General features: G+C 66.5%; 4 protein-coding genes and 1 pseudogene. 2 read left to right on the top strand and 3 right to left on the bottom strand.

The genetic code is table 11. The annotated features are described in order from the left end of the window. From ACFWGN_RS21240 to ACFWGN_RS21250, 3 genes are all read right to left on the bottom strand, one after another. Window positions 1-734, bottom strand: a 734-nt coding sequence (locus ACFWGN_RS21240) for a carbohydrate ABC transporter permease (RefSeq protein WP_377619734.1), incomplete at its 3' end; no start/stop codon positions are given. Continuing rightward, on the bottom strand, window positions 731-1,669 hold the full coding sequence (locus ACFWGN_RS21245; RefSeq protein ID WP_377619736.1) for a carbohydrate ABC transporter permease: 939 nt from the start codon (window positions 1,667-1,669) through the stop codon (window positions 731-733). The genes ACFWGN_RS21240 and ACFWGN_RS21245, both read right to left, overlap by 4 nt. A gap of 66 nt (window positions 1,670-1,735) precedes the next feature. Beyond that, complete coding sequence (locus ACFWGN_RS21250; RefSeq protein ID WP_377619737.1) at window positions 1,736-3,022, bottom strand: ABC transporter substrate-binding protein; 1,287 nt, start codon at window positions 3,020-3,022, stop codon at window positions 1,736-1,738. Window positions 3,023-3,259: 237 nt separating this feature from the next. On the opposite strand from ACFWGN_RS21250, the gene ACFWGN_RS21255 reads away from it, so the two are divergent. Both ACFWGN_RS21255 and ACFWGN_RS21260 read left to right on the top strand, forming a co-directional pair. Continuing rightward, a complete protein-coding gene (locus ACFWGN_RS21255; protein ID WP_377619739.1) occupies window positions 3,260-4,411 on the top strand; it encodes an ROK family protein in 1,152 nt (383 codons plus the stop codon). A gap of 262 nt (window positions 4,412-4,673) precedes the next feature. Beyond that, window positions 4,674-5,445: pseudogene (locus ACFWGN_RS21260) on the top strand (dextranase); the annotation flags it as partial.

The raw sequence follows: 5,445 nt of genomic DNA on the forward strand, positions 1-5,445 counted from the left end.
AGGAGGATGAGTGGCAGGAAGAAGTCGTTCCAGGTCCAGATGAAGAAGAAGGTGACCAGCACCGAGAGCATCGGGCGCGTGAGGGGAAAGACGATCCGCCCCAGGACCTGGCGCCTGCTGGCCCCGTCGAGTCTCGCGGCTTCGAGGACTTCCTTGGGGAATGCGCCCAGCACCGAGGAGAGCATGTACGTCCCGAAAGCGCTCTGAAGGACGGCGAGGATGATGATGACGCCCAGGAGCGTGTCGTAGAGCCCGAGGTCTCGGGTCAGGACGAACAGGGGGTAGACGAGCGCTTCCTGCGGGATCGTGAAGGCGACCATGAACACCGCCAGGAGCCAGACGCGACCCTTGATCCGGCCGATCCCGATGGCGAACGAGCTCAACATCGACAGGGCTGCGGCGATGAGCGCCACGCTGCCGGCGATCACCACGCTGTTGAGCAGCTTGCGGTTGAAGTCGACCTGGTGCCAGAAGTCGACGAGCGACGAGAAGTCGAGCTCGGTCGGGATCGACACCGGTCCACCTGCGAGGTACTGGTCGGAGGGCTTGAACCCGTTGATCAGCGCGATCCAGAACGGGAAGACCATGAGCACGGCGATCACCGCGACGACGACGAGGACGACCCAGCCACTGACTCGGCGTCGGCTGCGTGCACCACCGCGTGTGCGGAGCGGCGCCGGACCGAGGTCCGCAGGTCCAGATGCGACCGTGTCGGGCGCGAGGTTGACGCTCATTCGTCGAACCCTTCCGTTGTACGTGTCTGGTAGCGCAGCAGGGCGACCGCGATGATCGTCACGAGCAGTGCCAGGACGGTGGCTACCGCGGCGCCGTACCCGACTCGGGTGGTGGTGAAGAAGTTGGTGAAGGAGAAGTAGGCCGGCACGATCGTGCTCGTCCCTGGGCCGCCCTTGGTCAGGACATAGATCGGGGCGAAGACCTTCAGCGCCGCGACCGACGTCGTGATGAGCACGACGGAGATCTCGGGGCGCAGCTGGACGAGAGTGATCATGCGGAACCGCTGCCACCAACCTGCACCGTCCAGCTCGGCGGCCTCGTGCAGAGCGGGGTCCACGCGTGAGAGCCCCGCCATGAACAGCACGACGGTGTAGCCGATCTGCAGCCAGATCAGCACGTTCATCACCGAGTAGATCGCCAGGTCGGAGTCCCCGAGCCAGTTCTGGCGCAACCCGTCGAGACCGACCGCGCTGAGCATCGTGTTGATGACCCCGTACTCGGGCTGGTACATCCACTTCCACAGGACGCCAGCCACTGCGATCGGCAAGATCTGCGGCAGGTAGAACAGGGCGCGAAGCAGGCTTGAGGTGCGTGCACCGAACCGCGGCGCGATGAAGTCGAACAGGACGGCGGCGACGACCACACCGATGGCAGTGGGAATCACCGCCATGGCGAAGATGAAGAAGACGCTGTTGCGGAACGATGTCCAGAACGTCGCGTCCGCCATGAGCTGGGTGTAGTTGTCGAACCCGACGAACTGCGGGTCACCGACCCCGCTCCAGGTGGTCAGGCTGTAGTAGGCGTTCATCCCGAAGGGGATCAGGACCACCGCGAGGAAGCCGATCGCTCCCGGGACGATGTACCACCAGTACCCGGCGGGTGATTCTGAGACGACGCGGCGGCGGCGCGTGGGCGTGCCGGTCAGTGAGGTCATGTGCGAGTCCTTCGTGACGCGGCGGCGCGGGCTGAGCCCGCGCCGCCGCACGGAGTGCGGACCGGATCAGCCCTGGGGCTTGCCGGCGTCGTAGGCGGCCTGGATGTTCGATGCCACCTGCGCAGGTTCGACGTTGCCCTGGACCAGGTCCGAGGTCTGAGCGATGAACACGTCGTTGAGTCCCGGGACGGGCCAGTCCGGGTACCAGGCGAGGGTCCCGCCGTCTCCCGAGAGCAGCTCGTTGAAACGTGCGGTGACGACCGCGCCGACCGGCTCGCTCACCCCGCCCTCTTCGGCGGCGACCGGAACCCCACCGAGATTCCCGAGCTCGTTCTGCACCTCGGGGCGCTGGGTGATCTCGATGAAGTCGTACGCGAGTTCCTTGTTCTTCGCCTTGGACGGCACGACCCACAAGTTGCCGCCCGAGCCCGGGTGCAGGTCGTTGCCTGGAAACAGGAACTGGTCCCACTCGAAGTCGGCGATGTCGCTCGCGAAGGGGCCCGCCCACCAGGTGCCCGAGTAGAAGAGCGGGTACTTGCCTGCAGCGAAGGCATTGCCCGAGTCCTGCGCGGGGATGCCGGTCGAGTCGGTGCTGACATAGCCCTTGTCGACCCAGTCAGCGAAGGTGGTCGCGGCCTTCTGCCACGCGGCCCAGTCCGGCTCGCCATCGAACTTCTGGTAGGCGGCGAGCGAGTCGGCATCCATGTGCGCAAGGGCGAGCGCGTAGAGGAGGTGCGGGCCTGGGTAGTCGGCAGAGCCGAGCGCCAGCGGGGTGATACCGGCGTCGACGAACGTCTGCATCACTGCCTCGAGCTCATCGAGGGTCTCGGGGACCTGTGCGCCCTGCGCGGCGAGCATGTCCTGGTTGAACCACATCCCGACGTACTCGCCGTAGTTCGTGACTCCGTACCGCTGACCAGAACCCATCGTCCCGTTCTCGTACAGGCCAACGTCCTGTGCGGTGTTGTCGACCGCCCAGCCGCGCTCGGCGGCAACATCGGTCAGGTCGGTGAGCAGCCCTGCCTTGGAGACCACACCAGCAGTGGCGTTCCCCTTGAGGTACTCGAGCACGTCCGGGGCGTCGTTCGAGTCCAGGATGAGCTGTCCGGACTGCTGCATCTGCTCGTACGTCTTGAGCTCGAACTGGACCTCGACCCCCGGGTGCTCCTCCTCGAAGATGTCGATCGCCTTGTTCCAGGACTGGGCCAAGGCGCTGTCGTCGTTCTCCCACCACCACACCTTGAGCGTCTTGCCATTCTCGGCCTCGCCGCTCCCTCCCTCGCTCGCGCAGCCAGCAAGGCCCAACGCGAGAACGAGCGAACCAGCCGCCAGCACCGCCATGTGCTTCCGCATTCCACTTCCTCCTGAGTCGACTACGTCGTCGTCCAGTTCTCGGGCCAAGCAGGCGTCACCGACGCTGCCCAGGATCGCCCTCGATCCGTGACGAAGGTTTTCTTCGTGGCAACATTAACTACCAGGGCTCAACCTGGCGTCAAGTCGCGGAAGATCACAGTTCCGTCACGCAGCGGGGGTTGCCTTCAAGTTTCGTGGCGGTACTATCTCCAGTATCCGACTCAGTGAGGAGCGCTGGTGCTCGACTCCGCATCACCCTGGACGCCGTTGTCCCCCAGTTCGCGCCGCGTGGCGCTCGAAGTGCTCGTCCATGGGCCCCTGGCACGCACCGAGCTCGCTCGACGGCTCGACCTGTCCACCGCGAGCCTGACCCGCATCACCAAGCCGCTGGTCGACAGCGGCGTGCTTCGTGAGGTCCCCGAGACCACCGCGCGGAGCAGCGGACGACCGCTCCAACCGCTCGACGTCGACCCGAGTCGCCAACAGTTCGTCGGCATCAAGCTCACCGGCTTTCGCGCATACGGTGTCCTGACCGACCTGCGGGCGAACATCCTCGCGACCTGCACACGAGAGATCACCTCGCGGGTGCCGGCAGACGTTGCACAGGTCCTGACAGATGTCGTCGTCGACCTGTCGGCCGAACACGCCCCCTCCGCCGTGGGGGTCGGACTGGGCGGGGTCGTGCGAGACTTCACGCTCGTGCGGCGGGCCCCGTTCCTCCACTGGCGTGACATCGATCTCGGCAGGGCGCTCTCGGAACGCACGCACCTGCCCGTGGCTGTCTCCAACGACCTCGACGCACTGATGGAGGCCGAGCACTGGTTCGGCGACGGACGCGACGTACACAACTTCGCCGCCCTGACCATCGGTGCGGGAGTCGGCGGCGGCCTGGTCATCCACGACCGCCTCGTGACCGGACCGGACTCAGGACTCGGCCTGCTCGGCCACTTCCCACTCGACCCGCTGGGTCCTGTATGCGGCGAAGGACACCGCGGCTGCGCGGACGCACTCCTGACGACCGACGCCATCCACTCCCAGGTCTCCATGCTCCTGGGACGCCCTGTCGCCTACGACGAGGTGCTCGACCTCGCCGCTGCAGGCGATCCCACCGCTGAACGGATCGTCGGGGGCGCGGCGCACGCGTTCGGCACCCTGATAGCCGCCGTGGCGAACATCGCCCAGCCCGAGCGCATCATCCTGACGGGAGAAGGTATCCAGCTGGCACGGGTGAGCGAACAGAGCCTCCTGGCCGGCATCACCCAGGCACGTCAGCCCGAGGCCTCACCCCTGGACCTACGGATCCTCGACGACGACCCGACGTTGTGGGCGCGAGGCGCCGCTGCCGTCGCCATTCAACGCGCCGTCCTGTCCGAACTGCCCCGCTACTGACCCGATGACCCCGACCCGCGCTCTCCTCGAGGGACGCGCGGCGATCCCTCACACCCTCATCACCGTCGATGACCCGCTCAAGGAGGAGCACATGAGACCCGACCACAACACCACCGGCACCTGACCACCGCCCGGTGACCATCGGTGGCGCGGGCATTGCCGTGCCCACGCCACCGGCCGCCCGCACCGCGGGCATACGGCTCCGTCGGGAGCACGAGCACGACCGAACGCCTCACCCGACCCACCAGAGAACGGAACCACCATGCATCCTGCCCCAAGACCGCGAGTCACGGCGACGGCATCCGCAGCTGCCGTCGCTCTGCTCGCCGGCCTACTGCTCGCCCCACACTCGGCAGCGATCCCCCGACCGACCACACCAGACCCCACCCCGGTCGCGGCAGGCGAGCCGCACATCGCAGACTCCGCCGAGCTGCGTACCTGGTGGCACGACGACGCCGCCCCTACGACAGACCCGATCGATGACGGCCAGGTCCGCCAGTCGGCGTTCTACGACGCGAGGGTGACTGCGTCGTCCGACCCGGACTCCTCGTACGACTCGTTCGTGTACATGAGCGTCCCTCGCAGCGGCAACGACAAGATCGGCTACACCGAAGAGGACGGTGCCGAGTTCTCCTCTGCGGCAGACCTGACCATGAGCTGGTCGAGCTTCGAGTACTCCACTGACGTGTGGGTCGAAGTCACCCTCAGGACAGGGCAGACGATCACGTCGGCCGACCAGGTCACCGTTCGACCGACCGATCTCGGGCTCGAGAAGGAGCTCGTCGACGCCTCGACGATCCGCGTCAAGGTCCCCTTCAGCGAAGACGGCTACCGGTTCTCCGTCGAGTTCGACCCGCAGCTGATCACGGCGTACAACGACATGTCTGGCGCCAGCGGTGTTCTCACGACCGATCCGGACGGCAACCGCGCGATCAGCACCGAGCCCCAGAACTCGATGCTCGTCTTCGCCAACCCCAAGCTCTCCCCGGCCGAGGAAGAGCGCACAGTCCCCACAGAGGCGTCCGGCTCCGTCC

Source organism: Oerskovia sp. NPDC060338, from assembly GCF_042726295.1.
GTDB lineage: Bacteria > Actinomycetota > Actinomycetes > Actinomycetales > Cellulomonadaceae > Oerskovia > Oerskovia merdavium.